Genomic DNA, 24,192 nt, shown 5'->3' with positions numbered 1-24,192 from the left:
CTCCCGCTCCGGGACCGCACGCGTGGACGGGGCATCCCTGGTCGGCCCTCACAATGGTCCGGACACGCTGCACGGACGGCGAAAGCGACAGCGCATGGATCTCGGCGTCCGCTGGACGCTGCACGGCGACGGACGCACACCGGCCTCCGGTGCGGTGGTCCGGCCCGACGAACGGCTCTCGTGGCCCCGCACCGCGGGGCTGGGCGCCCAGCACGTCGTCGCGATGTTCGGGGCGTCGTTCGTCGCAGGGGGCGGGAGTGCGGGCGGGGGTTCCAGCCGGGGGGACGCGGTCATTTCGGGCGGCCGTGCTCCGTCCGAGCCGCGGCCCTCGCCGAGCGCCGAGATCATCCCGGTGGCGGTGCCGACGGTGCCGCGCCGGGCCACGCCTCTGCGCGCGGAGCGCCGGGCTGCCACGCGTGGGGCACGCGAGCCCGACACGTACGACTCCCCCTCCCCCCACGACGGGCGCGTTACCCCGTTCCGGGGAAACGGCGGGCCCGCCGCCACGGGCATCACACGAAAGGTGCGACTCTGCGCTCATGGCGCGAGGCGAGCAAGTCCACACCCCTGTAGACAGGGTCGTCTCCCGCATGCGCGCCCTCGACTCCGTCCTGCCCCGCCGGGACGGGGTCGCCGTCTTCAACCGGGTCTACCTCGCGGTGACGACGGAGGCCGGCCGGCGTATCGACGCGGGTCCGCTCGGGGGCAAGGGGGCGGCGGTCACCCTGAACGTGGTGTTCGCCGAGCGCTATCTGGCCGCCGTCCAAGCGGTGTCCGAGGGGCGCTGCCCGCCGGCCTGCTGGCGTCCGCTGTTCCAGTTCCGCCACCATCCCGGCGTACGTCCGCTGCAGTTCGCGCTGGCGGGCATCAATGCGCACATCGGTCACGACCTGGCGCTCGCCGTCGTGGACGCCTGCCGCACGCTCGGCTGCGGACCCGCTCGACTGGAGGACGAGTTCGAGCAGGTGGGCGACCTGTTGGTCTCGCTGGAGGAGCGCATCCGCGAGGACCTGATGCCCGGTCCCGATGTTCTCCAGCTCGCCGACCCGCTCACCCATCTGGCCGGCGCGTGGAGCCTGGACCGCGCCCGGGGCGCGGCATGGACGGCGGCCCGCGCGCTGTGGGCGCTGCGCGGGCTGCCGGACCTCACCGAGGAGTTCACCGAACGCCTGGACACGGCCGTGGGCCTCGCAGGGCGCATGCTGCTCACACCGCTGCCGGACTGAGCAGGGACCGCGGCCGGCCACTCCCCACGACCGGCGTGCGACCCGGTCTGTGGCCGCGCTCTCGATGTGATCCGGCTCAGTCGTCGGAGAGTTCCACCGGGGCGATCTCGTCGTACACGTCACCGGGCCCCGGGTTGGCCGCGTCGGTCCCTCCGCCGAAGTGGTGCATGACGCCCCAGACGGCGTTGAGCGCGGTCTGGACGGCGCCCTCGGCCCAGCCGGCCGTCCAGGAGACGTCATCGCCGGCGAGGAAGACGCCCCGTTTGTCCTCGGGCAGCCGGTCCTGCATGAAGTGCGTGAACAGGCGCCGCTGGTAGCGGTAGTGACCGGGCAGGTTGGCCTTGAACGCGCCCATGAAGTAGGGCTCGTTCTCCCAGGAGACGGTGACCGGGTTGCCGGTGACGTGCTTCCTGATGTCGACCTTCGGGTAGATCTCGCCGAGCGATTTCAGCATGACCTCCATCCGCTCGTTCGGTGACAGCGGCAGCCACTTCAGGCTGTCGTCGCACCAGGTGTAGGAGAGGCAGATGACTGCGGGCCGGTCCGGGCCGTCGTCCAGCAGATAGGTGCCGCGGGTCATCCGGTCGGTCAGCGTCATCGACATGACGTCCCGCCCCGTCTCCTCGTCCTTGTCGAGCCAGAAGGGCCGGTCGACGGGTACGAAGAGCTTGCTGGACTCCATGTAGTGGGTGCGCTCGATGGCGGTCCAGTGGTCGATCGGGAAGAGCGCGTCGTCGCAGGCGATCTTGGACAGCAGCATCCAGGACTGGGCGGTGAAGACGGCCGCCCTGTAGGTGCGGACGTCTCCGTTCGCGTCCGTCACCGTGACGCGGTGGCCCGCGGTGCGGTGCAGCCGCGTCACCGCGGGGCGCGGCTCGCCACCCACGTGCAGGGACTTCAGCGAGGTGCCGTACGGCCAGTGGACGAGCTTCTCCGGCTCGCGCTCCCACAGACGCAGGGGCAGTTGCTGCGAGCCGCCGACGATGCCGCGGTGGTGGTCGTCGGCCTCGGTGTAGACGACGCGCAGGATCTCCAGGATGGAGTTGGGGAAGTCGGTGTCCCAGCCGCCGGTACCGAAGCCCACCTGGCCGAAGATCTCGCGGTGCCGGAAGGACCTGAAGGCCTCGGAGTCGCAGAGGAAGCCGTAGAAGGTCTGGTTGTCGAGCTTCTCGACGAGCCGGGACCAGATCTCCCGGATGCGCGGGACGTCCCGCTCGCGCAGGGCGCGGTTCATGTCGGAGAAGTCGGCGCCCTCCTCCAGGCACCGGGCCCAGGCGTCGGCCACGTCCCGGTAGACCTGCGGGAGATCATCGAGCGTCCGGGCGTAGTGGGACTCGCCCTTGAGGTCGACGACGGTCGAAGGCGTCGATGCGGCGAGCGGGTTGGGGAACGGGCGGGTCTCGAGGCCCACCAGGTCGATGTAGTGCTGGAGGGCGGTGGAGGACGGCGGGAAGCGCATCGCGCCCATCTCCGCGGTGAGCGAGGGGTCACAGCCGTCGAAGCCGACGGTGCGCAGCCGGCCGCCGATCCGGTCGGCCTCGTACACGACGGGCTTGAGGCCCATCTTCATCAGCTCGTAGGCGGTGACGATGCCGGACAGGCCGCCACCGATCACCGCGACCTCGGTGCCGTGCTCCGTCGCGGGGATCTGGCCGAGGCCCGCGGGGTGCGCGAGGAAGTCGTCGTACGCGTAGGGGAAGTCCGGGCCGAACATGGTGATCGGCGGCTGCTGCTCGTCGGCGTACTCGACGGCGTTGGGCACCGTGGACGTCATGGGGTACGGACTCCTTGCGCTGATGATGTCGAAGGCGTTGCGGGGAGAAGGGTGTTGTGGAGGGGAGAGGTTCAGCCGCGGGACCCGTACAGGGCGGGGCGGCGGTGCCGCAGGTACGGGTGGTGCTCGCGGGAGGCGGCGAGGAGCACGGGGTCCGCGTCGGCGAGGACCAGTTCCTCGCCGCGCCCGGCCCGGGCGCGGGCGACTCCGTCGGGTCCGGCGAGAGTGGAGAGCCCCGCGAACTCCCACTCACCCTCCTGGCCCACCCGGTTGACGTACGCGATGTACATCTGGTTCTCGAACGCCCGCACCGGCACGAGGGACTCGGCGACGAACTGGAACGGGTGCATCAGCGCGGTCGGCACCAGCAGGAGGTCGGTGCCCGCCAGGGCGTGGGCCCGCGCGTTCTCCGGGAACTCGATGTCGTAGCAGGTCAGCAGACCGACCGTGAGGCCGTGCAGCGCGGCCTGGACGACCTGCCGGCCGCCGGGGGCGAAGTGGTCCTGCTCGAAGGAGCCGAAGAGGTGGGTCTTGCGGTAGTTCGCGAGACGGGTGCCGTCCGGGGAGATGAGCTGGGCGGAGTTGTGAACGGTGTCGCCCGCGCGCTCCGGGTAGCTGTAGGCGATGGCGAGCCCGTGCCGGGTGGCGGTCCGGGCGATCGCGGCGGCCGCGTCGCCGTCGGCGGGCTCGGCGAGCACCGCGATGGCGTCGCCGATCGCGTAACCGGTCAGGAACAGCTCCGGGGTGACGAGCAGCCCCGCGCCGGCCGCGGCGGCACGGCCCGCGGCCTCGTCGAGGACCTTGAGGTTCTCGACGACGGAGCCGGGCCGTCCGGAGCTCTGGAGCAGGGCGGTACGCATGCGTGTGTTCCTCGTCGGGGCGCGGGAGGGCAGGGGAGGAGGCGGAGGGACCGCGGGGAGGGATCGCCTAGACGGTACGTTCGGCCGGCTCGGCCGGACAAGCGGAAGCCGTTGCGCGCCGGTGAGCGGATCGTTGCGTCCGGGGCGATTCCGGCGGCGATTCGTTGCGCGCGCCGCCCGGGACCGACCCGGCGAGGCGGGGCCGCGGAGCCCACCCCACCTCGCCGCAGGACAGCCGGCACCTTCCCGAGCCAGTCCCGCACCTCACGTCCGCCGTCCGCCGTCCGCCGAGGGTGAGGGGCCTCGCGTTTTCCGGACAGTGAGCTGACCGTCTATTTCGGGTCTTCGAATTTAGTCGGGGAGGGCCGCCCGTGACCTGTACCGCCGGTTGCCGAGAGTGACCGTCGTGGGTGCGTGAGGGGTGAACGCAGACCGCCCGCGCTGCTTGTGGATCATGACTGGTGTCTAGACAGCCGATCTTCAAACAGACACGGGCGGCATGGGCCACGATACCGGCGCGACGGCGCTGTTCGATCTGGAGGGGGTCGCGGTGGCCGAGGTCGTCCGCGACGAGGACGGGATACGTACGGTGCGTCTGGTGACCACGGACCCGGCGGCGCGGGCCTGCCCGGCGTGCGGGACCTTCGCCACCCGGGTCAAGGAACGGGCCGTGACGCGGCCTCGTGACCTCGCCCATGGCGGTGGCGCGGTACGGATCCGCTGGCACAAACGGCGCTGGCAGTGTCGTGAAGATGCCTGTGAGCGGGGCTCGTTCACCGAACAGATTCCCCAGATACCCGCACGGATGCGGCTCACCGAGCGGCTGCGGACCGCGTGCGGGCAGGCCGTGGCCGACGGCGGACGCACCGTGGTGCAGACCGGCCGCGACCTGGGGCCGTCCTGGCCGGTCGTCATGCGCGCCACCCGCACCTACGCCGAGCGCCACCTGCCCGCCGCACTGCCGACGACCGAGGCGATCGGGATCGACGAGACGAGGCGGGGCAAGCCGGTATGGAAGCAGAACCCGGACACGGAGAAGTGGGAGCTGGTCGCGGATGCCTGGCACATCGGCTTCGTCGACGCGATCGGCGGACGCGGCCTGTTCGGCCAGGTCGAGGGCCGCAACGCGGACTCGGTCGCCGACTGGCTCAGCGCCCAGCCCGCCGCCTGGCGCGAACACGTGCGCTACGTCGCCATCGACCTGTGCGCCACCTTCCGCGCCGCAATCCACCGCGCCCTGCCCCACGCCACCGTCGTCATCGACTGCTTCCACATCGTGCAACTCGCCCAGCGCCACCTCGCCGACCTGCGCCGACGCCTCACCTGGAAACAGCACGGCCGCCGGGCCCGCAAGGGAGACAGCGTCTACACCGTCCGCAAACTCCTGCGCCGCAACAAGGAAGACCTCACCGGAGAACAACTCGCCCTGCTCAAGGTCGAGTTGGAGTACATGGGCACCTACGGCCGTCAGATCTACGCGGCCTGGCAGGCCAAGGAACTCCTGCGTGACCTCCTCGGCCTGGCCGTCCACCGCACCCACGTCACCCCCGACCGCTCCGCGATCTCCGCAGCCCGCCACCGCTTCAACGCCCACGTCGCCGACCACGCCCACCTGCCCGAACTCGTCACCCTCGCCGAAACCGTCGATCAGTGGTGGAACGGCATCAAGGCATACGTCCTGACCGGGATCACGAACGCCGCCAGCGAGGGCAACAACCGCGTCATCAAGCTCGACGCGCGATGCGCCTTCGGCTATCGCAACCGCGCCAACCAACGCCTACGGTCACTCTGCGCGACCACGAGACGAGCCCGCCGCGAGGGGGTCCCCGACTAACTTCGAAGACCCACAATCACAAGCGCCTCCACTCGGCTGTTGGTTACCGCCCGCCGCGAGAAGTCCACGCCGAATACACGGAGTTGCACATAGCTGCGTGAAATAGACGGTCAGCTCACTGTCCGGAAAACGCGAGGCCCCTCAGTACAGCGTGGTCGTCAGCCGTCGGACGCGGGGGTCGTGCGCACGCGTGGGCGTGAAGGTCATGAGGCCTTCCTGTAAGGGCGGTTCGGACACCGGACGTGGAGGACGTACGGCATCCGGGGTGGCCCTCGGGAGGCGTTACCTGTGGATCAATGTCGCCAGATCATGACACCGATGGTAGCCGGTTCGGCGGTCAGGCGGGCGGCCCTGACGAGAATCGTCGCAGCAGCGGGGACAGCACCAGCACGGATTTGGTGCGCTCGACGAAGGGCTCCCCCGCGATCCGTTCCAGGACCCTTTCGAAGTGCCGCATGTCGGCGGCGAAGACCTGGGCGACCGCGTCCGCCTCCCCGGTGACGGTGGAGGCGGACACGACCTCCTGATAGCGCTCCAGGCCCCGCTGGATGGTCTCCGGGGAGGTGTTGCCGCGGCAGTGGATCTCGACGAAACCCTCGGTCTCCCAGCCGAGGGCGGCGGGGTCCACCCGTACGGTGAAGCCGGTGATGGCGCCGGTGGCGCGCAGCCTGTCCACACGCCGCTTGACGGCGGGCGCGGACAGGCCGACGAGCTTGCCGATGTCCGCGTAGGAGCGTCGGGCGTCCTCGGCGAGGGCGTGCACGATGCGTTCGTCGAGATCGTTCAGCACGGTGGGCGGTTCACTTCGCTTCTCGAAGGCTTCTGGGAGGGGAGGGCCGCCCGGGGAGCCGGGCGGCCGACGGCCGGGGCCCGGTCAGGTCCAGCTGGCGTGCAGCGGCTTGCCCTCGGCGTATCCGGCGGCGCTCTGGATGCCGACGACGGCCTTCCGCGCGAACTCCTCCAGGGAGCCCGCACCCGCGTAGGTGCAGGAGGAGCGGACGCCCGCGATGACCGAGTCGATCAGGTCCTCGACACCGGGCTGGGCCGGGTCGAGGAACATGCGGGAGGTGGAGATGCCCTCCTCGAACAGCGCCTTGCGCGCCCGGTCGTACGCCGACTCCTCCGAGGTGCGGTTGCGTACGGCGCGCGCAGAGGCCATGCCGAAGGACTCCTTGTAGGGGCGGCCGTTCGCGTCGTGCTGGAGGTCGCCCGGGGACTCGAAGGTCCCGGCGAACCAGGAGCCGATCATCACGTTGGACGCGCCGGCCGCGAGCGCCATGGCCACGTCGCGCGGGTGACGGACGCCGCCGTCGGCCCACACGTGCTTGCCGTGCCTCCTCGCCTCCGCCGCGCACTCCAGAACCGCGGAGAACTGCGGCCGGCCGACGCCGGTCATCATGCGGGTGGTGCACATGGCGCCGGGGCCGACGCCGACCTTGACGATGTCGGCCCCGGCCTCGATCAGGTCGCGGACGCCGGCGGCGGAGACCACGTTGCCCGCGGCGACCGGAACCTGTGGGCCGAGGTCGCGGACCAGCTTGAGGGCGCTGACCATCGACTCCTGGTGCCCGTGCGCCGTGTCGATGACGAGCGTGTCGACGCCCGCGTCCAGCAGCTGCCGGGCCTTGCCCGCGACGTCGCCGTTGATGCCGACGGCCGCGGCGATGCGCAGCCGCCCTCGGTCGTCGGTGGCCGGCGTGTACAGGGTGGCGCGCAGGGCGCCCTTGCGGGTGAGGATGCCGGCGAGGCGGCCGTCCTTGTCCACGGCGGGGGCGTAGCGCCGGTTGGCGCCGTCGAGGGTGTTGAAGGCCTCACGTGGGTCCATGTCGGCGTCGACGAGCAGCAGGTCGCGGGACATGACCTCGCTGAGCTGTGTGAAGCGGTCCACACCGGTCAGGTCGGCGTCGGTGACCACGCCGACCGGGCGGTGCCCGTCGTCGACGACGACGCCCGCGTTGTGCGCGCGCTTGGGCAGCAGGGCGAGCGCGTCGGCGACGGTCTGGTGCGGGGCCAGCACGATCGGGGTGTCGAGGACCAGGTGGCGGCTCTTGACCCAGGCGACGACCTCGGTCACGACCTCGATCGGGATGTCCTGCGGGATGACCACGAGCCCGCCGCGGCGGGCCACCGTCTCGGCCATGCGGCGGCCGGCGATGGCCGTCATGTTGGCGACGACGAGCGGGATGGTGGTGCCCGTACCGTCCGGGGAGCCGAGGTCCACGTCCTGACGCGAGCCGACGGCGGAACGGTTCGGCACCATGAAGACGTCGTCGTACGTCAGGTCGTACGCGGGCTGGATGTCGTTGAGGAAACGCACGTGCTGCACATCCCAGTCGATCAGAGGTGGCCCCCGGACAGGTCAGCCAGGGGGAAGAGCACGTACTTCATTGTCCCATGACGGCTGGACCGCCCGTGCCGGTGCGATCGTCCAGGCAGGGGGCGCCCGGCTCGGAGGAGTCTCCGAGCGTGAGCGCCACGGTGGGCGACGGGGCCCGCCGCACCGCCTCGGCGAACACCTCCCGCGCGGTCTCCTCCCAGACGTGGTCGCGCAGGCCGGCCACCGACGACCGGCGGTCCGCGTTCACACGACGGGCCGGTCCGCCGGTTCGTGCGTCATTCCGGTACCGCCCTGAACGGTGCGTGGGGGTCGTCGGTGCAGTACGTCCCGCCGTCGCGCCCGGTGACGACGCGCCACGCCCCGTGGCCGGGCGAGCCCGGTGTCCCCGCCGCGTACTCGTGACGGCAGTCGTGTTCCCGCTGGGGCGGCAGCCCTTCGAAGCTGCCGGAAACGGGGCCGTCCTGGTCGTGCGGGAAGGGGCCGCCCGTGGCGATGAGGTCCGGCGTGCGCCGCGCCTGCCCAGGAAGGTCGGGCTCCTGGAAGGTGGCCATGCCGTCGGCCCGGGCGGGGGCCGCCTCGTCCCGCGCCGGTGGGCGGGCGGCCCCCGAGGGGCGGGCGCGCCGGGGCAGCACGGGAGGCAGGCCGGGAGACCAGGGAGGAGCCGCAGTACCGTGCGGCGATGCTGCCACGCCCGCCCTCGTCCCTCGCGCGGTCAGGAGCCGTCCGGGTCCGACCGGTTGAGGGCGGGCCTGGGCGCGGGCCCCGCCGCCATCAGGTAGTCGGCGGCGGAGGTGTCCGTCACCAGGCTGGTGACCAGGCCGGAGCTCAGCACCGCGTCGATCGCGGGGCCCTTGCGCTGCCCGCCGGCGATCGCGACGACCTCGGGGACCTTGCGGAGCTGGTGGGTCTTCACCGTGATGCAGCGCTCCCCCAGGTCCCGGCCGACCCTGCGCCCGTCGGCGTCGAAGAGGTGCGCGGACATCTCGGCGGCGACGCCCAGGGAGGCGTAGTGTTCCCGTTCCTCGTCCGAGAGCATGTCGTGCACCGCCGAGATGCCCGGCTCCCAGGAGCCGATGGAGACGCAGGCGACCGTCACCTTGTCGAAGTACTCGAAGGCCCGTGCGATACCGGTCTGGTGGCGCAGCGCCTCGGCGGTCGCCGCGTCAGGGAGCAGCATCGGCGCGTAGATGGGGTGGGCGTCGCCGCCCGACACCTGCGCGGCCCGCCGTACGGCCTCCACCGAGCCGCGCTCGGCGGTCCCGGCGTCGTACACGCCCGTCAGCTGCACGACCGTGCAGGGCGCCAGCCGGTCCAGGGCCGCAGCCATGTGGATGGTGGACCGGCCCCAGGCCAGGCCCAGCACATCTCCTTCGTTGACCAGTTCGCCGAGCAGGTCGGCGGCCACCTCTCCCAGGTTCTCGGGGTCGGGTGTCTCCGCGGCCTCGGTCGGGGACTCCACCACGACGGCGTGCCTGAGGCCGTAGCGGGCGCGCAGCGCGTCGGAGCGCTCCGCATCCAGCTCGGCCGGCACGCGGATCTCGATGCGTACGAGATCCCGTTCGAGGGCGGTCTCCAGGACCCGTGCCACCTTGAAGCGGCTGACGCCGAACTCCTCGGCGATCTGGATCTTGGACTTGCCCTCTAGGTAGAAGCGGCGGGCCATGGCCGCCGCCTGCACCAGCTCAGCGGGTCCCATCCGCATGGCTGAACGGCCCGCCGCCGACATACCCGACACGGCGATCTCCTCACTGCTGTTCACATTCTGGATTCGCCGTTCATCCTTGCAGATCCGGCGCGGTCGATCAGCCCTGCTGGGGAGCCGTTCATGTTCTCGTGACTCAGTGGCCGCACGCCCAGGATGCCTTGGCCGTGACGGCCTCTGCCTGCGTGCGCAGTGCACGTACCGCCTCGGCCGGGTCCTGTGCCCCGTACACGGCGGATCCCGCGACGAAGACATCGGCCCCGGCGTCGGCGCACTGCTCGATGGTGGACGCCGAAACACCGCCGTCGACCTGGAGCCAGAGGTCCAGACCGTGCTTGCTGATCAACTCGCGGGTGCGGCGAATCTTCGGAAGCATGACGTCGAGGAAGGCCTGGCCCCCGAAACCCGGTTCGACCGTCATGATCAGCAGCATGTCGAGCTCGGGGAGGAGGTCCTCGTACGGCTCGATCGGCGTCGCGGGCCGCAGGGCCATGGAGGCCCTGGCCCCCTTGGCCCTGATCTCCCGGGCCAGCCGCACGGGTGCCGCGGCCGCCTCGACGTGGAAGGTGACGGAACCGGCCCCCGCCTCGACGTACTGGGGCGCCCAGCGATCGGGGGCCTCGATCATCAGGTGGCAGTCCAGTGGAATGTCCGTCGCGCGGGCGAGCGACTCCACGACCGGCACACCGAGTGTGAGGTTCGGGACGAAATGGTTGTCCATGACGTCGACGTGAAGCCAGTCGGCTCCCTCGACCGCCTGCGCCTCGTCCGCGAGGCGGGCGAAGTCGGCGGAGAGAATACTGGGGTTGATCTGCGCGGCCATGCACCAAGCCTGCCATGCCCTCCGGCGGTCGGTGCCACCGGCCGGGGACGGATACGGGCGTACCGGTCTTCCGCGCCGCGGGCCGGCCGGCTCCGGAGGTGGCCGTGAGCGCGACCCGCGGCGCACCTGAGGCAGGGAACGGCCCGGACGCCTGCCGCGCGGCAGGCGCGGCATCGGGTATTCGGTCTGCGGGCGCCGCGCCAAGTGGCTGGTCCTGGCACTGTGGCTGGTGGTGCTGTTCCTGGCGGCGCCCCTCGCGCAGAAGCTGACCGACGCCCAGGACCACGATGCGGCGTCCTGGCTGCCGGGGTCCGCGGAGTCCACCCAGGTCCTGGAGATCTCCGAGGACTTCAGACCCGAGCAGACCCCGCGATCGTGGTCTGCGCGCGCGAGCGGTCTGACGGCCGCCGACCGGGAGCGGATCGCCGAGGGCGCGGCGCAGCCGAGGCGGTTGTCCGACCACGGCATCCGGGGCGCCGAGGCCCGGGGCCCGGTCTACGACCGCGAGACCGGTCCGCGGGCGGCGCAGATCCTCGTACCGGTCACGACGGACGAGCAGGGCTGGCAGCGGATCGTGCCCGCCGTCGACTCGGTACGGGACGAGGTCGGCGGGAGCGACGGCGGGCTCGCCGTGCACACCACGGGGCCGGGCGGCACCTCGGCGGACTTCGCCGAGGCGTTCGAGGGCATCGACTTGACGCTGCTGTTCGCCGCGATGGGCGTGGTCGTCGTGATGCTGCCGCTCGCCTGTCGCGGTCCCACGCTCCTGCTGGTCCCGCTGCTGTCGGTGATCTGTGCCCTGTTCACCGCGCAGGCAGCGCCCTGGCCTTCCGGTACGTGTTCGACCACGCGGGCGAGTCGACGGACCTCCCGCTGTTCGTGTTCGTCTTCCTGGTGGCCCCGGGCATCGACTACAACGTCTTCCTGAGCACCCGGATCCGCGAGGAGGCGCGCCTGAGCGGCACCCGGCGGGGCGTGGTCACCGGACTCGCCACACGGGCGCCGTCATCACCTCGGCGGGCCTGGTCCTCGCGGGCACCTGCGCCGCGCTCGGCACCCTGCCCATGGTCGCCTTCGCCGAGGTCGGCTTCGCGGTCGCCCTCGGCGTGCTGCTGGACACCTTCGCCGTGCGGTCGGTTCTGGCCACGTCCCTGTTCCTGGACGTGGGCCCCGAGGTGTGGTGGCCCCACCGGCTCGCTCGCGAGGACGGCGTCGGCACGGTGCGCGAGCCGGAGGAGGCGGGCGTCAGCCGGTCCGGCGGATGAGCGCCAGATACATGCCGTCGGTCCCGTGCACATGCGGCCACAGCTGGACGTCGGGGCCCTCGCCCAGTTCCGGGACGCCGGGCAGCAGCGGCCGGGCGTCGAGGAGTTCGGCGTCCGGGAACTGCTTGAGGAGGTCGGCGACCACGGCCCGGGTCTCGGCCAGGTGCGGCGAGCAGGTGGCGTAGCCGACGACACCGCCGACCCGTACGGACTCCAGGGCGGTGCGCAGCAGCTCGCGCTGCAGCGGGGCGAAGCCCTCCAGGTCGCCCGGCCGGCGCCGCCAGCGCGCCTCGGGGCGCCGGCGCAGGGCGCCGAGGCCGGTGCACGGCACGTCGACCAGCACCCGGTCGAAGGTGCCGGGCCGCCACGGCGGCCGGGTCCCGTCGGCGGCAACGACCTGGTAGGGGCCGGGGCTCCCGGCCAGCGCCTTCGCGACCAGTCCGGCCCGGTGCGGCTGCTTCTCGGAGGCCAGCAGGACGGCGCCGCGCTCGGCGGCGAGCGCGGCGAGCAGCGCGGCCTTGCCGCCGGGGCCGGCACAACCGTCCAGCCACATCCGGTCGGGCCCGTCCAGCGGGGCGTTGGCCAGGGCGAGCGCGACGAGCTGGCTTCCCTCGTCCTGCACGCCGGCCCTGCCGTCCGCCACGGCCGGGATCGCACCCGGCTCGCCGCCCTCGCTCAGCCGTACCGCGTACGGCGACCAGCGGCCCGGCAGGGCTGCCTCCTCGGCCAGCAGTTCCCCGGTGGTGGCCCGGCCGGGGCGGGCCACGAGCGTCACCTCGGGCCGCTCGTTGTCGGCCCGCAGCAGTTCCTCGATGCCGGCCCGACCACCGCCGAGGGAGTCCCACAGCGCGGAGACGACCCAGCGCGGGTGCGAGTGCACCACGGCGAGATGGTCCTCGGGGTCCTCGTCGTACGGCGGCGCGACCCGCTCGAGCCAGCCGTCGAGGTCGTGCTGCGCGACCTTGCGCAGGACTGCGTTGACGAACTTGGCCCGCCCGTCGCCGAGCACCACGCGCGCGAGCTCGACGGAGGCGGACACGGCGGCATGGGTCGGGATCCGGGTCCCGAGCAGCTGGTGCGCGCCGAGGCTGAGCACGTCGAGGACGGGCGGGTCCACCTCACGCAGCGGCCGGTCGACACAGGCGGCGACGACCGCGTCGTACGTCCCCTGCCGGCGCAGCGTGCCGTAGACCAGCTCGGTGGCGAGCGCCGCGTCCCTGGCGTCGAAGTCACCGCCCTGGCGCGCCTTGCGCAGCAGGGGCGGCAGAACGAGGTTGGCGTAGGCCTCCCGCTCGTCCACGGCCCGCAGGGCCTCGAAGGCGAGGAAACGGACGGGGTCCTTCTTGGGCCGGCGGTAGGGCTTGCGGGGACGACGGGGCTGGTCACTCACGAAAAAGGTGCTCCGGGTGTGGGACGAAGTGCGCGCTCCAGCGTACGCCGTCAGGACGGTGCGGGGTCGTGCGACGCAGGGCACCGGGCCTGGGGGCGGCGACGTCAGCCGCCTACGGTCTCCTCGGTCCCGATCCGTACTCCGCGGGCCCAGTCGGCCGCGCGCATCGGCTTCTTGCCCTGGGCCTGCACCCACAGCAGTTCCATGGCGTGCGAGCCGGTGCCGACGTACACGTTGTTCTTGCCCGTGGCCAGCCGTCCGGGTGCGAGATCCGTACGGCCGGGGGCGGGCGTGACCTGGACGAGCTTGAGCCGCTCACCCCGGAAAGTGGTCCAGGCACCGGGCGCGGGCGTGCAGCCGCGCACGATGCGGTCGACGCGCAGGGCCGGGGCACTCCAGTCGACGCGGGCGTCCTCCACGGAGACCTTCGGGGCGAGGGTGATCCCGTCGGCGGGCTGCGGTACGGCCTTCAGGGTGCCGTCCTCGATGCCGTCCATGGTCGCGGCGAGCAGTCCGGCGCCGGCGAAGGCGAGCCGCGTGAGCAGGTCGCCGCTGGTGTCCGTGGGGCGGATCTCCTCGGTGACGGTGCCGTAGACCGGCCCCGAGTCGAGCCCTTCCTCGATGAGGAAGGTGGACGCGCCGGTGATCTCGTCGCCCGCCATGACGGCGTACTGCACGGGCGCCGCCCCGCGCCAGGCGGGCAGCAGCGAGAAGTGCAGGTTGACCCAGCCCCGGTCCGGGATCTCGAGGGCGGCCCGGGGCAGCAGGGCGCCGTAGGCGACGACGGGACAGCAGTCGGGGGCGATCTCACGCAGCCGCTCGATGAACTCCGGGTCTCGCGGCTTCACCGGCCTGAGCACCTCGATCCCGGCCTCCTGCGCCCGCTCGGCGACCGGGGAGGCGACCAGCCTGCGGCCCCGCCCGGCGGGTGCGTCGGGCCGGGTGACGACGGCGGCCACCTCGTGCCGCTCCGAGGCGAGAAGAGCGTCCAGAGCGGGAACGGCGACCTCGGGGGTACCGGCGAAGACGAGCTTCATGGGGTGGTTCGGGCCTCTCGGGCGGGGACGGATGCGGGCAGCGCACCAGTCTGTGGCTCCTCCCCCTCGTGAACGAGGAGGCTTCTCACTCTCGACCCTGAGGGGTCTCATGACGGCCAAGCCCTGACCGCTGCCGAAGCGGGCACGCAGCGTACTACACCGCTTCGCGGCTCCGGACATCAGGACGCGTTTCCCGCCCGGCCTGAAGGCCGGGATTCCCACGGAAGGTCAGGGAGGGAAGGACGACGCGTCGGACGAGACCGATGCGTACGCTCCCGCGCGGGGGCGTACGCATATGCCACCGCGCCCCCACCCCGTGACCCACTGAGCGAATCCGCGTTGGTCAAGAAAGAGTTGACCACACCGGGCCGCTCCGACGCGGCCCGTTCCTTTCAACGCCGGTTCGAGAGGCTTGTTCATGGCCGACCACGCAACCCACGACGCCCAGGCTCGCGCCAGCCTGCACTTGCTGGTGCGGGACATCGAGCGGGTCCGCCGGCAGGTGGACGCACTGCGCACGCTCACCGCCCAGCTCGGCAACGTCTACCGCCCGCGCCGCTCCGGCCCCTCCACGGGCTTCGTCGTCTACGGACGCGCCCCCGCCCCGACGGTCCGTCTCGCCCAGGAACTGCGGGACAGCGTCGAGACGCTGGTCACCGCGGCCGTGGACTTCGACCGCTCGCTGGGTTTCTCGTGGGACGCGGTGGGCTCCGCGCTCGGCGTCACCAAGCAGGCGGTCCACCGCCGTTACGGCGCCCGCCGTGCCGCAGCCGCCCAGAACCAGGCCATGGAGCCGGAGCACACCGCCGAGCCGTCGGGGACGCGCACGGTCGACGTGGGCGCCGGGGTCTCCGGGGCGCCCACGCTCCCCGCCGGCCGTTCCATGCCGACGCGGCCGGCGGCGGGCGTCTCGTCCCTGCGCGACGACCCGTGCCCCACCGCCTTCCCGGGCCCGCGCAACGGCTGACCGCACCACCCGCTCCAGGCCCTTCCGGACACGACCACCGCTTTGGAGGGCCGGACTCCGCAACCGGCCTGTCCTGTCGCCGTCGTGCCAGGCGGGCCTAAACGGGCGTCGGCGTACGCGCGGCGGGCAACGCCGCGCCCCACGTCGGCACTTGTGCCTCCCCCCCCCCTCCCCTCCCCCGCCCGAGGGCGCGATCCGTATGCGGCACCGTCGAGGAGTTCCCCGCTCGCCCGCTCCCCCGGCCACGACCACCGCTCCGCGTCGCCCGGCCCGTGTTCCTCAGCCGATGTCGGGCGGGTCGATCCGTACCCACACCGGTTCGTCACCGCCGCGGGCCATGCGGGCCGCCTGGGCGGACTTCAGGGCGGCGGTCAGCGCGGCCCCCCTGCCCCGGGGTACGCGGATCAGGGCCCGCTCCCAGTGGCCCCCGGGCGGCGGGCCGCCGGGTCGCCGCGGGCGGCCAGTGGGCGTGACGGGCAGCGGGACGGGCCCCAGTACCTCCGCCTCCCCGGGGAGTTCGGCCGCGCGGAGGAACCCGGCGACAGCCTCCGCGGGCCCCGACACGGCCGCCATCCGGGAGACCGGCGGGAATCCCAGTTCGGCCCGCTCCCCCAGCTCCCGTACCGCGTGGCCTGCGGGGTCCCACCGCACCAGCGCCTGCACGGGCCTCAGGGTCGGCTCGGCGACCACCACGACCGTGCCGCCCTCCGTCTGCGGACGTACCAGCGCCGCCGCGGCGATCCAGCGGCGCAACGCGTCCTCCCCCGCCCGCAGGTCGGGCCGGCTCAGCATGGCCCAGCCGTCCAGCAGCAGCGCTGCCGCGTACCCGCCCTCGGCGACCGGCTCGGCCCCCGGCGTGCTCACCACCAGCGCGGGCGCCTCGGGAACCGTGTCCAGCACCTGCTCGCGCCCGGAGGTGCGCACCGGTACGGCGGGGAAGGCCCGGCCCAGTTCCTCGGCGGTCCGGCGCGCCCCCACCACCTGGGCCCGCAGCCGGAACCCGCCGCACTCCGGGCAGTGCCAGCCGCTCTCCTCGCGCCCGCACCAGCCGCACCGCAGATCGTCGGCGCCGGGTGCTTCCATCGGCCCCGCGCAGTGCCTGCACCGCGCCGGGGCACGGCAGTTGGCGCACGCCATCCGCGGGACGTAGCCGCGCCGGGGCACCTGCACGAGCACCGGCCCGTGCCGCAGCCCTTCCTTGACGGCCTGCCAGGCAAGCGACGGCAGCCGGGCGGCGCGGGCTGCCTCGTCCCGCGCGAGATCCCCGTCCCCGACGGTCCGCACCAGCGGGGCGGCGGCCCGTACCCGGTCCCGGCCGGCGACCAGGGGCCCGGCCCAGCCTGTCTCCACCAGTTGGGCGGCCTCCACCGTGCAGCTCCAGCTTCCCAGCAGGAAACCGCACTTGTCCTGTGCCGCCCGCAACAGCAGCACCTCGCGCGCGTGGGGCTGCGGGGCGTGCTGCTCGCCGTGGCTGTCGTCGCCGTCGTCCCAGAGCGCGACCAGCCCGAGGTCCCGGACGGGTGCGAACATCGCCGCCCGGGTGCCGATCACGGCGCGCACGGACCCGCGGCGCACGGCCAGCCACTGCGCGTACCGCTTCTCGGGCCCGGCCTCGGCGGTCAGCACCGCGTGCCGTCCCTTGCCCAGGAGTCCGGTGAGCGCGGCGTCGACGCGGGCGACGCTCCGTCCGTCCGGCAGGACGACGAGGGCGCCTCGGCCGGAGGCCAGGGTCGCGGCGACCGCGCGGGCCAGTTCCTCGCTCCAGAGCGGTCCGGGCAGCGCGTTCCACACGGCGCGCGGAGCCCCGCCGGCGGACAGCTCCCGGAGGAAGCCGGGCCCCTGCTCGTACCGGGCCCAGGAGCCCGGCTCGGGGGCCGGGGGCGGTGGCGCCGGGTCGGGCGAGGGCCGCCGCTCGGCGCGGGCGCTGCGCGGCGGTACGGCGAGCTGGAGCACGTCGGCGAGACTGCCCGCGTACCGGTCGGCGACCGCGCGGGCCAGCCCCAGCAGTTCCCCGCTCAGGACCGGCTCGGGTGAGACCACCTGGGCGAGGGCGGCCAGCGGACCCGCGTAGTCGGACTCGGCGAGCCGCTCGACCAGGAACCCGTCGATGAGCCCGCCGCCTTCGCGGCGTCCCTCGCGCACCCGGTGCCGGCCGGCCCCGAAACGCACCCGCACCCGGACGCCCGGCTGCGCGTCGGCGTCGAGTTCCTCGGGCACGGCGTAGTCGAAGTACCGGTCGAGGTGCAGGACGCCCTTGTCGACGAGGACACGCGCCACCGGCAGGTGTCCGGCGAGCGCGGTGCCTCGCCAGGTCCGCGGCTTGGCCCGGGGTGTGCCGGCCTTGCGCACGGTCTCCCGGATGAGCGCGAGCTGCTCGGGCGGCGCGCCCCGCGCACCGCCGTCCGCCTCTTTGCTCCCGCCGTTCTCGCTGCTCACGCCTGCATTCTTACCAAACGGCACTGACACACGACGGCCGCTGTCGCCTCGAGCGGTACGCCCGCCCCGGCCGGGGGTGCCCCGCCCACGCCGAGGCCCGGCACCCCTGAAGGGGTGCCGGGCCTCGGCGAAGGAGCCGGGGCGCGGACTACAGCCCCGCCGCCTTGCGCAGCGCGTCCACGCGGTTGGTGCGCTCCCAGGTGAAGTCGGGCAGCTCACGGCCGAAGTGGCCGTAGGCGGCGGTCTGGGAGTAGATCGGCCGGAGCAGATCCAGGTCACGGATGATGGCGGCCGGACGGAGGTCGAACACCTCGTCGATCGCCCGCTCGATCAGCTCGGTGTCGACCTTGGCAGTGCCGAAGGTCTCCACGAACAGACCGACCGGCTCGGCCTTGCCGATGGCGTACGCCACCTGGACCTCGCAGCGGGCGGCCAGACCGGCCGCGACCACGTTCTTGGCGACCCAGCGCATCGCGTACGCCGCCGAGCGGTCCACCTTGGACGGGTCCTTGCCCGAGAAGGCGCCGCCGCCGTGCCGGGCCATGCCGCCGTACGTGTCGATGATGATCTTGCGGCCGGTGAGGCCCGCGTCGCCCATCGGGCCGCCGATCTCGAAGCGGCCGGTGGGATTGACCAGCAGACGGTACTTCTCGGTGTCCAGCTTGATGCCCTCGTCCAGCAGCGCCTTCAGCTCCGGCTCCACGACGAACTCGCGGATGTCGGGGGCGAGCAGGGACTCGAGGTCGATGTCGGAGGCGTGCTGCGAGGAGACCACCACGGTGTCGAGGCGGACGGCCTTGTCGCCGTCGTACTCGATGGTGATCTGGGTCTTCCCGTCCGGGCGCAGGTAGGGGATGGTGCCGTTCTTGCGCACCTCGGACAGGCGCTTGGACAGGCGGTGCGCGAGGAAGACCGGCAGCGGCATCAACGTCGGTGTCTCGTCCGATGCGTAACCGAACATCAGGCCCTGGTCACCGGCGCCCTGCCGGTCCAGTTCGTCCTCGTCGCCCTCGACCCGGTTCTCGTACGCGGTGTCGACGCCCTGGGCGATGTCCGGGGACTGGGCGCCGATGGACACCGACACGCCGCAGGAGGCGCCGTCGAAGCCCTTCTTCGAGGAGTCGTAGCCGATCTCCAGGATCTTGTCCCGCACCAGCTGCGGGATCGGTGCGTAGGCCTTGGTCGTGACCTCGCCGGCCACGTGCACCATGCCGGTGGTGATCAGGGTCTCGACGGCGACGCGGGAGTTCGGGTCCTCGCGGAGCAGCGCGTCGAGGATGGTGTCGCTGATCTGGTCAGCGATCTTGTCGGGGTGACCCTCGGTCACGGACTCCGAGGTGAAGAGACGACGGGACACAACGCTCCCTGGGGTTGCAGCGGCTGCTGGCTGATCATTGGCGGACGGCAGGGGCTGCACCGCACACCGTCCGTGGAACAGTTTATCGGTCGCGCCTCGCCACGGGTCCTCCTGTCTCGCCTCTCGGGAAGCCCCGTGACCTGCGGCACGGGCATTCTGCCCATGCCGAGGCGTGTTGGCCAGAGGCGCCACGCCCCGGCGGCAAGGTTCCAGGATCCTCGAGCTGCCGAAATTCGCCCCCGGATCCCTCAGCCGAGGCGCCCTGCCACCAGGTCCCAGACCGTGTCGGCCAGGGCTTCCTTGGGGCCGTGCGCCACGGGCGTCTCGCTGCCGTCGGCGTCCAGCACCACGGCCTCGTTCTCCTCGGAACCGAAGGTCTTGCGCTCGCCCACCTCGTTGACCACGAGCAGATCGCAGCCCTTGCGCTTCAGCTTGGCGCGTCCGTTGGCGAGCACGTCGTCCGTCTCCGCGGCGAAGCCGACGACCACCTGTCCGGGGCGGGCCCGGTCGGCGGAGATCTCCGCGAGGATGTCCGGGGTGCGCACCAGGGCGACGGGCTCGGGCTCCCGGCCGTCCTGCTTCTTGATCTTCCCGGCCGCGTACGCCGCGGGGCGGAAGTCGGCGACCGCTGCGGCCATGACCACCGCGTCGGCGTCGGCGGCGGCCCGGAGTACTTCCTCGCGCAGTTGTACGGCGGTCTCGACGGGGACGACGTCCACACCCGCCGGGTCGGGCAGTCCGGCGTTGGCGGCGATCAGGGTGACCCGTGCGCCCCGCGCCGCGGCGGTCCGGGCGAGCGCGTAGCCCTGCTTGCCGGAGGAGCGGTTGCCCAGGAAGCGGACGGGGTCGAGGGGCTCCCGGGTGCCGCCGGCGCTGACCACGACGTGCCGGCCTCCGAGGTCGGGCTCGCCGACGCCCCGGGCCAGCACCCGGCGGCAGACCTCGAAGATCTCGTCCGGTTCGGGCAGCCTGCCCTTGCCGCTGTCGGCGCCGGTGAGCCGGCCCACCGCCGGTTCGACGACGACGGCTCCGCGCCGGCGCAAGGTGGCCGCATTCTCCTGTGTGGCCGGGTGCTCCCACATCTCGGTGTGCATGGCGGGGGCGAAGACCACGGGACAGCGGGCGGTGAGCAGGGTGTTGGTGAGGAGGTCGTCGGCCAGGCCATGCGCCGCCTTCGCCAGCGTGTCCGCGGTGGCCGGGGCGACGACGACCAGGTCGGCGTGCTGCCCGATGCGGACGTGCGGCACCTCGTGGACGTCGTCCCACACCTCGGTCGAGACGGGGTGGCCGGAGAGCGCGGACCAGGTGGCGGCGCCGACGAAGTGCAGCGCGGAGGCGGTGGGGACGACGCGGACGTCGTGTCCCGACTCCGTCAGTCTCCTGAGCAGCTCACAGGCCTTGTACGCGGCGATGCCGCCGCTGACGCCCAGAACGACCTTCGGCTTGCCCACGTCTCTCTCCGTCTCTTCCTGGAACAGAACGGCTCCGCGCCCCACCACACCACAGGCCCGGCAGACATGCTGCCGGGCCTGTAGAAAAGTCGGCCGAAAACCGCTGGTACGACTTTCGGACATGCGACTCACTGCACTACGACGTACCGAACTGCGACTACTGGGCGGGGCCCTCGATGGCCTCGGAGGTCAGCAGTCCCGCGTTGATCTCGCGCAGGGCGATCGAGAGCGGCTTCTCATGGACGTGGGTGTCGACGAGGGGGCCGACGTACTCGAGGAGACCCTCGCCGAGCTGCGAGTAGTACGCGTTGATCTGGCGAGCCCGCTTGGCCGCGTAGATCACGAGGCTGTACTTCGAGTCCGTGGCCTCGAGAAGCTCGTCGATCGGCGGGTTGATGATGCCCTCGGGCGTGGAGATGGAAGAGGACACGCTCTACCTTCCGATGGAGGGGAAAGAATCGGTCTGCATGACCGTTGAATGACCGTTGAATGACCGTTGAGGAAACGCCGACGATCACACGACGTCCATCAAGGCTAGCAGCTCGCGGGCCACGTCCTCGACGGAGGTGTTGACCAGGGTCGTGTCGAACTCCGGCTCGGCCGCCAGCTCGATCTTCGCGGCCCCCAGCCGACGCTCGACCACCTCGGGCGACTCGGTGCCCCTGCCGGTGAGCCGGCGCACCAGCTCCTCCCAGGAGGGAGGAGCCAGGAAGACCAGCTGGGCCTCGGTCATGGACTCGCGGACCTGGCGGGCACCCTGGAGGTCGATCTCCAGGAGGACGGGCAGGCCCGACTCCAGGTGCTCGAGCACCGCCGCGCGCGGTGTGCCGTAGCGGTTGCCGGCGAACTCGGCCCACTCCAGCAGTTCACCGTTGGCGATCAGCTTGTCCATCTCGTCGTCGGTGACGAAGAAGTAGTGGACCCCGTCCTGTTCACCGGGACGCGGCTTGCGGGTCGTCGCCGACACCGAGAGCCAGACCTCGGGGTGCGCCTTGCGCATATACGCGACGACCGTGCTCTTGCCGACCCCCGAGGGGCCGGAGAGCACGGTCAGCCGCGGACGTACGTCCGGGGGTACGGGGGTCGTCCCCCGGGGTGTTGCAGCCATGCGGCGATTATTCCAGTATTCCCGGTGGGCCCGGGACTCAGGAGCCGGTGCTGCCGAACTCGCGCTCCAGGGAGGCGATCTGGTTCGAGCCGAGACCGCGCACACGGCGGCTCTCGGAGATACCCAGTCGCTCCATGATCTGCTTGGCGCGGACCTTGCCCACGCCCGGCAGGGACTCGAGCAGGGCGGAGACCTTCATCTTGCCGATGACGTCGTTCTCCTGCCCCTGCTTGATGACCTCGTGCAAGGAGGCGCCGGAGTGCTTGAGTCGATTCTTGACCTCGGCCCGCTCCCGGCGAGCCGCGGCGGCCTTTTCGAGCGCGGCTGCGCGCTGTTCAGGGGTAAGGGGCGGAAGAGCCACGCCTACGTCACCTCGGATGTCGAACTGTCGGATACGGACCGGTGAGGAACCTAGTCGCCCCACACCAGGGGAGCCACGAGCAACACGCTTGCCCGTTCACTCTCCGTCGGAGACTAGCGGCCAAGTCCGCCAGAGTCAGCGAGAACGGCGGAAAAGTCCTGGTCAGCCTCCATGATGGCAGACATTTACGGGCATAATGACCCGGTTTTTTTGTCGTACCGGGATCCCGGCGGTCTCCTGCGTCCCTCGTCGGAGGCTCAGACCGCCGCCACGGCCGTCGCGATCTCCTCCGCGAACCGCTCCGCGGCGTCACGCAGCGCGACCACGTCGGCACCGTGGCGCAACACTCCCCGGCTGACGTTCGGCACGACGTTGCGCACCACCGGGCCGAAGACCGCCGGGAGATCCGCCGCCGTGGCCCCCTGCGCGCCGATGCCGGGCGCGAGCAGCGGACCGTTGATGTCCAGGTCGTACGAGGACAGGTCGCCGAGCGTCGCGCCGACGACCGCGCCGAAGGACCCCAGGGGGACCTCCCCCGCGTTCTCTGCGGCCAGGTGTCCGAGCATGGTCGCGCCCACGCTGCGCCCGTCGGCCCGTACCGCGTGCTGCACCTCGCCACCCTCCGGATTGGAGGTCAGCGCCAGGACGAACAGTCCCGTGCCGCTCTCACGGGCCAGCGCCACCGCCGGGCTCAGCGAGCCGTAGCCGAGGTACGGGGACACGGTCAGCGCGTCCGAGAACAGCGGGGAGTCCGGATGCAGGAAGGACTCGGCGTAGGCGGCCATGGTGGAGCCGATGTCGCCGCGCTTGGCGTCCATGACGACCAGCGCGCCGGCCGCCCGCGCCTGAGCGACCGTCGTCTCCAGCACCGCGACGCCGCGCGAGCCGAAGCGCTCGAAGAACGCGCTCTGCGGCTTGAGCACGGCGACCCGGTCCGCGACCGCCTCGACGACCGTGTGGCTGAACCGCTCCAGACCGGCCACGTCGTCGTTCAGGCCCCACTCCGCGAGCAGGGAGGCGTGCGGGTCGATGCCGACGCACAGCGGGCCGCGCGTGTCCATGGCCCGTCGCAGCCGTGTGCCGAAGGAATCCGGTCGTCCGCTCATGCCGTTGTCCTCACGTCGGCGCCCACCGCGTCGGCGAGCGTGGCGTACGGGCTGGTGCGAAGGCGCCCGGCGAGCCCTTTGCGGAGAGTGCGGGCCCAGAAGGGCCCCTCGTAGACGAAGGCACTGTAGCCCTGGACCAGCGTGGCGCCGGCCAGGATGCGCTGCCAGGCGTCCTCGGCGTTCTCGACACCGCCGACACCGACCAGGGTGATCCTGTCCCCCACGCGCGCGTACAGGCGGCGCAGCACCTCGAGGGAGCGTGCCTTCAGGGGCGCTCCGGACAGGCCTCCGGTCTCCTGTACGACGGCGGGGCCGGACCGCAGCCCGAGCCCCGCGCGCGCGATGGTGGTGTTCGTGGCGATGATCCCGTCCAGACCGAGCTCCACCGCCAGGTCGGCGACCGCGTCGACGTCCTCGTCGGCGAGGTCCGGGGCGATCTTCACCAGCAGCGGCACCCGGCGGGCGGGCACGGCGCGGTCGGCGGCCTCGCGGACCGCGGTGAGCAGCGGGCGCAGACGGTCGACGGCCTGGAGGTCCCGCAGGCCGGGGGTGTTCGGCGAGGAGACGTTGACGACCAGGTAGTCCGCGTACGGCGCCAGCCGCTCGGCGGACTTCACGTAGTCGGCGGCGGCCTCGGCCTCGGGCACGTCCTTGGTCTTGCCGATGTTGACGCCGACGACCGTCCTGAAGACGGGCGTGCGGGAGGCCAGACGGGCGGCCACGGCCAGCGAGCCCTCGTTGTTGAAGCCCATGCGGTTGATCAGTGCGCGGTCCGCCATTAGCCGGAACAGCCGCTTCTTCGGGTTGCCGGGCTGCGGCTCGCCGGTCACCGTGCCGATCTCGACGTGGTCGAAGCCGAGCATCGCCATGCCGTCGACGCCGACGGCGTTCTTGTCGAAGCCGGCGGCGAGTCCGAAGGGGCTGTGCAGACGCAGCCCGAGGGCCTCGGTGCGCAGTTCCCTGTGGCGGGGCGCGAGTGCGGCGGCGACGAAGGTGCGCAGGCCGGGGACGCGCGCGACGAGACGGATCCAGCGGAAGGCGAGGTGATGGGCCCGCTCCGGATCCATCCGTGTGAACACCAGACGGAAGAAGTACTTGTACATACCTGTGTCCTCGTGAAAGACCCCGTGAGGAGCCTGACGAACCTGAAGGGCCTC

21 protein-coding genes and 2 pseudogenes are annotated in these 24,192 nt (G+C 72.3%); 5 read left to right on the top strand and 18 right to left on the bottom strand.

Annotation, left to right across the window (positions count from 1 at the left end):
• Positions 1 to 94 precede the first annotated feature (94 nt).
• Together HUV60_RS28920 and HUV60_RS28915 are read left to right on the top strand one after the other, a co-directional pair.
• Positions 95 to 247 (top strand): annotated as a pseudogene (locus HUV60_RS28920) (nitrate reductase); the annotation flags it as partial.
• A 292-nt stretch (positions 248 to 539) separates the two neighbouring features.
• A complete protein-coding gene (locus tag HUV60_RS28915) occupies positions 540 to 1,226 on the top strand; it encodes a DUF5995 family protein (protein ID WP_257851558.1) in 687 nt (228 codons plus the stop codon).
• 76 nt (positions 1,227 to 1,302) lie between these two features.
• Here the strand turns inward: HUV60_RS28915 and HUV60_RS28910 are convergent, their stop codons facing one another.
• Positions 1,303 to 3,000, bottom strand: a complete 1,698-nt coding sequence (locus HUV60_RS28910; protein ID WP_257851559.1) for a flavin monoamine oxidase family protein — start codon at positions 2,998 to 3,000, stop codon at positions 1,303 to 1,305.
• A gap of 71 nt (positions 3,001 to 3,071) precedes the next feature.
• The gene (locus tag HUV60_RS28905) at positions 3,072 to 3,860 is read right to left on the bottom strand and encodes a carbon-nitrogen hydrolase family protein (RefSeq protein ID WP_257851560.1); all 789 of its coding nucleotides are present in this window, start codon (positions 3,858 to 3,860) and stop codon (positions 3,072 to 3,074) included.
• 499 nt (positions 3,861 to 4,359) lie between these two features.
• Here HUV60_RS28905 and HUV60_RS28900 point away from each other — a divergent pair, with 499 nt between their 5' ends.
• Entirely contained in the window at positions 4,360 to 5,694 is a 1,335-nt protein-coding gene (locus HUV60_RS28900; RefSeq protein ID WP_257851561.1) for an ISL3 family transposase, read from the top strand.
• A gap of 337 nt (positions 5,695 to 6,031) precedes the next feature.
• On the opposite strand, the gene HUV60_RS28895 is transcribed toward HUV60_RS28900, so the two are convergent.
• From HUV60_RS28895 to rpe, 6 genes are all read right to left on the bottom strand, one after another.
• Complete coding sequence (locus HUV60_RS28895) at positions 6,032 to 6,484, bottom strand: Lrp/AsnC family transcriptional regulator (RefSeq protein ID WP_042174027.1); 453 nt, start codon at positions 6,482 to 6,484, stop codon at positions 6,032 to 6,034.
• 84 nt (positions 6,485 to 6,568) lie between these two features.
• Positions 6,569 to 8,011, bottom strand: a complete 1,443-nt coding sequence (locus HUV60_RS28890; protein WP_257851796.1) for a GuaB1 family IMP dehydrogenase-related protein — start codon at positions 8,009 to 8,011, stop codon at positions 6,569 to 6,571.
• Positions 8,012 to 8,078: 67 nt separating this feature from the next.
• Positions 8,079 to 8,279, bottom strand: coding sequence for a hypothetical protein (locus tag HUV60_RS28885; RefSeq protein WP_257851562.1), 201 nt, complete (start codon positions 8,277 to 8,279; stop codon positions 8,079 to 8,081).
• A 28-nt stretch (positions 8,280 to 8,307) separates the two neighbouring features.
• Positions 8,308 to 8,664: a ribonuclease domain-containing protein gene (locus HUV60_RS28880; protein WP_257851563.1), complete on the bottom strand. Its 357-nt coding sequence runs from the start codon at positions 8,662 to 8,664 to the stop codon at positions 8,308 to 8,310.
• A gap of 80 nt (positions 8,665 to 8,744) precedes the next feature.
• Complete coding sequence (locus HUV60_RS28875; RefSeq protein ID WP_257851564.1) at positions 8,745 to 9,791, bottom strand: sugar-binding transcriptional regulator; 1,047 nt, start codon at positions 9,789 to 9,791, stop codon at positions 8,745 to 8,747.
• Positions 9,792 to 9,870: 79 nt separating this feature from the next.
• Positions 9,871 to 10,557, bottom strand: a complete 687-nt coding sequence (gene rpe / locus HUV60_RS28870; protein ID WP_257851565.1) for a ribulose-phosphate 3-epimerase — start codon at positions 10,555 to 10,557, stop codon at positions 9,871 to 9,873.
• A 151-nt stretch (positions 10,558 to 10,708) separates the two neighbouring features.
• On the opposite strand from rpe, the pseudogene HUV60_RS28865 reads away from it, so the two are divergent.
• Positions 10,709 to 11,822, top strand: a pseudogene (locus tag HUV60_RS28865) (MMPL family transporter).
• Here HUV60_RS28865 and HUV60_RS28860 read toward each other — a convergent pair.
• The gene (locus tag HUV60_RS28860) at positions 11,803 to 13,212 is read right to left on the bottom strand and encodes an RsmB/NOP family class I SAM-dependent RNA methyltransferase (RefSeq protein WP_257851566.1); all 1,410 of its coding nucleotides are present in this window, start codon (positions 13,210 to 13,212) and stop codon (positions 11,803 to 11,805) included. The pseudogene HUV60_RS28865 and the gene HUV60_RS28860 overlap by 20 nt on opposite strands.
• Positions 13,213 to 13,316: 104 nt before the next feature.
• Complete coding sequence (gene fmt, locus HUV60_RS28855) at positions 13,317 to 14,249, bottom strand: methionyl-tRNA formyltransferase (RefSeq protein WP_257851568.1); 933 nt, start codon at positions 14,247 to 14,249, stop codon at positions 13,317 to 13,319.
• A gap of 418 nt (positions 14,250 to 14,667) precedes the next feature.
• Here fmt and HUV60_RS28850 point away from each other — a divergent pair, with 418 nt between their 5' ends.
• Positions 14,668 to 15,216 (top strand): hypothetical protein, encoded by a 549-nt coding sequence (locus HUV60_RS28850; protein WP_257851569.1) that lies wholly within the window; start codon positions 14,668 to 14,670, stop codon positions 15,214 to 15,216.
• A gap of 279 nt (positions 15,217 to 15,495) precedes the next feature.
• Here the strand turns inward: HUV60_RS28850 and HUV60_RS28845 are convergent, their stop codons facing one another.
• The 8 genes from HUV60_RS28845 to HUV60_RS28810 form a co-directional block, all read right to left on the bottom strand.
• Positions 15,496 to 17,652, bottom strand: a complete 2,157-nt coding sequence (locus HUV60_RS28845; protein ID WP_257851570.1) for a primosomal protein N' — start codon at positions 17,650 to 17,652, stop codon at positions 15,496 to 15,498.
• A 148-nt stretch (positions 17,653 to 17,800) separates the two neighbouring features.
• Positions 17,801 to 19,009 carry a methionine adenosyltransferase gene (metK, locus tag HUV60_RS28840; protein WP_257851571.1) on the bottom strand — a complete coding sequence of 403 codons (1,209 nt, stop codon included), beginning with the start codon at positions 19,007 to 19,009 and terminating at the stop codon, positions 17,801 to 17,803.
• Positions 19,010 to 19,257: 248 nt separating this feature from the next.
• Complete coding sequence (coaBC, locus tag HUV60_RS28835) at positions 19,258 to 20,460, bottom strand: bifunctional phosphopantothenoylcysteine decarboxylase/phosphopantothenate--cysteine ligase CoaBC (protein WP_257851572.1); 1,203 nt, start codon at positions 20,458 to 20,460, stop codon at positions 19,258 to 19,260.
• Positions 20,461 to 20,617: 157 nt separating this feature from the next.
• Positions 20,618 to 20,890 carry a DNA-directed RNA polymerase subunit omega gene (rpoZ, locus tag HUV60_RS28830; RefSeq protein WP_028814064.1) on the bottom strand — a complete coding sequence of 91 codons (273 nt, stop codon included), beginning with the start codon at positions 20,888 to 20,890 and terminating at the stop codon, positions 20,618 to 20,620.
• An 84-nt stretch (positions 20,891 to 20,974) separates the two neighbouring features.
• Positions 20,975 to 21,568, bottom strand: a complete 594-nt coding sequence (gmk, locus tag HUV60_RS28825) for a guanylate kinase (RefSeq protein WP_257851573.1) — start codon at positions 21,566 to 21,568, stop codon at positions 20,975 to 20,977.
• A 37-nt stretch (positions 21,569 to 21,605) separates the two neighbouring features.
• Positions 21,606 to 21,929, bottom strand: a complete 324-nt coding sequence (locus HUV60_RS28820) for an integration host factor (protein ID WP_003977346.1) — start codon at positions 21,927 to 21,929, stop codon at positions 21,606 to 21,608.
• A 257-nt stretch (positions 21,930 to 22,186) separates the two neighbouring features.
• Entirely contained in the window at positions 22,187 to 23,035 is an 849-nt protein-coding gene (pyrF, locus tag HUV60_RS28815; RefSeq protein ID WP_257851615.1) for an orotidine-5'-phosphate decarboxylase, read from the bottom strand.
• Positions 23,032 to 24,138 (bottom strand): quinone-dependent dihydroorotate dehydrogenase, encoded by a 1,107-nt coding sequence (locus HUV60_RS28810; RefSeq protein ID WP_257851617.1) that lies wholly within the window; start codon positions 24,136 to 24,138, stop codon positions 23,032 to 23,034. Before HUV60_RS28810 ends, pyrF begins: the two co-directional genes overlap by 4 nt.
• Positions 24,139 to 24,192 lie beyond the last annotated feature (54 nt).

It is taken from the genome of Streptomyces sp. KMM 9044 (genome assembly GCF_024701375.2).
GTDB lineage: Bacteria > Actinomycetota > Actinomycetes > Streptomycetales > Streptomycetaceae > Streptomyces.
Note: the sequence above shows the minus strand (reverse complement) of the source record. Positions and strands in the feature narration are given on the sequence as shown.